Source organism: Collinsella sp. 4_8_47FAA, assembly GCF_000763055.1.
Lineage (GTDB): Bacteria > Actinomycetota > Coriobacteriia > Coriobacteriales > Coriobacteriaceae > Collinsella.
In genome coordinates this window covers 5,532-7,586 of the sequence record NZ_KN214140.1, presented here as the reverse complement: position 1 = coordinate 7,586, position 2,055 = coordinate 5,532, and the positions used below count along the sequence as shown (strand labels likewise).

Genomic DNA, 2,055 nt, shown 5'->3' with positions numbered 1-2,055 from the left:
TCCAACCTGGTCATGGCGGACTGCGGCGGGCTCAGGTACCCGCGGTCATTGGCGCTCAACGAGTACTGGTCGAGCGCTGCCCTGAGCTCGACCATCGCGGGGTTGTACAGCTCGTACAGATCATCCGGCTTCGGTTTTTCCGGCTCGGTGGCGCCCTTCGGCACATCCTTCAGCCACTTGATGACGGTCGGGCGTGAGATGCCGAGAGCACGGGCGATCTCACTATGGTTGGCGTCGGGGTGCTCTGCGGCGTACTCGCGAACGAGGTCGGCCTTCGTCGGGGCCCCATCCTTATTGCGCCATGCGCCATCCGGGTCGTCAAATTCTTGAACCGTTCGCGCCCTGGCCAAGTGCACGGCCTGTTTGCGCCCGTTTCTCTTGTTTTTCGGCAGCTCGATGGCGGTACGGCGCTCGATGCGCTCGCGGGTGAGCTTGTGGATGATGGGGTCGTAGTACGCCTCGATCGCGGCGAGCGCATGGTCCTCGGTGAAGTGGTTGTCCTCGCGCACCGTCAGGCCCTCGAGTGTCGGCACGAGCGCGAGAGCGTCGGCCTCGAGCTCGTCGTACGGGATGCCGCACTTCCTGGCATAGGCGGCCAGGACGTTGAGGCACCAGTAGCGGTGGTGGTCGGTGGCCTTCGTCTCGACCTGGCCAAGCCACCAGTCGTACAGGTCGCGCTTGCAGGTCCAGCGACCGGGGGCCTTGCCCTCGACGATGCGCGCCTGGTACCACTCGGGCCAGAGCTTCTTGGCGCGCTCGATGGGGGTCCGCCCGGCGGTGCGCATGAGCTCGATGAGCTCGGCGCGGTCCTTGCCGCCGCGGACGCCGGCGTATCCGAGCAGGTAGTCGAGGCTGCATCGCCAGGGTTTCCCGTCCTCGCCGTTGTGGACGAACGCCACGGCCTCGTACTTGTCCTTGATTTTCGACCCGGCGGCCTTGCCGTTGAGCTTCGTCGGGGTGCCGGGCATCCTGAAGGGCTGGTAGATGCCCTGGTGCTGGACGTCCTCGAGCGTCGAGACGGTATCGCGCCAGATGTAGTCCGTGAGCATCGCCTTGATCTCCTGCACGAACGGCACGATACGCGGGATCAACGGAATCGGCTGGTCGAGCACGTAGTAGAGGTGGAAACCCGTACCCGAGTTCACGAGGAAAGTCGGCTGTGGGAGGGATACCCATTTGTCCGCGGCGAACTTCGGGTCACGGCCGTTTCGGAACTGCTTCAGCATGTTCTTCAACTCCTGCACGCCGACGCCGTCGAGGTCGATCGCGAACGCGTGCAGGAACCGGGCGTTCGCGGCAACGCGGCTCTTGCCAAAATACGACACGGGTGCGCAAAAGACGGACTCGTTCTTCCTGTTCGAGTCGACGACGCGCTCCTCAACTCCGTCGAGGTCGTCGGTCAGCGTGAACCGCTCGATCACGGGGACATCGTGCTCGATGCCCGTCTTGGTCTTGACTGTCTTGGTCTTATGGGTGATCTGGATGGCGATGCCGTTGGGATGGCCGCCACCCCTCTCATGCCACGGGACCACCTCACCGCGGGGCTGCAGGAAGCCATCGGGGAAGATAGTCCGCCAGAAGTCGTACGGGCTGACCCATTCCCAGGACGGATAGTCGGACAGAAGGATGTCGTTCTTCTCTATGTAGGCATGGCGCTGGGCTGCCCACCAGGCGTCATCATGCCCGGGTTTCTTCTTGCGATCTGCCACTGAACACCACCATCCATACCAGCCGCCCCCGAGGGGTAAAGCTACGCCTTTACAGGACGTATATTATCAATACAGTTATTTTACACCCCTGCGGCAAAAAAATTGGGCTGCGAAACCCGCGATCATGGCCCGCCCCCGAGGGGTAAGGCTACGCCTTTACAGGACGTATATTATCAATATATTTATTGTACACCCCTGCGGCCATCTGTATAACGTGTTTTACACCTATACGGCGAATGGTGTGCTAGAATGTATAACGTGTTATACAGATGATTGGGAGGTGCACCGTGGCAACTGCTACCGCGGCATTGAGAATGCCCGAGGACTTGGCAATCAGGTACGACCG

Annotated in this window: 1 protein-coding gene; it reads right to left on the bottom strand. The window is 61.5% G+C overall.

All coding sequences use genetic code 11. The features are described 5' to 3' along the window. Positions 1-1,709: helix-turn-helix domain-containing protein (locus HMPREF9463_RS11215; RefSeq protein ID WP_035138937.1), on the bottom strand; the 1,709-nt coding region annotated here is incomplete at its 3' end. Positions 1,710-2,055: the final 346 nt, after the last annotated feature.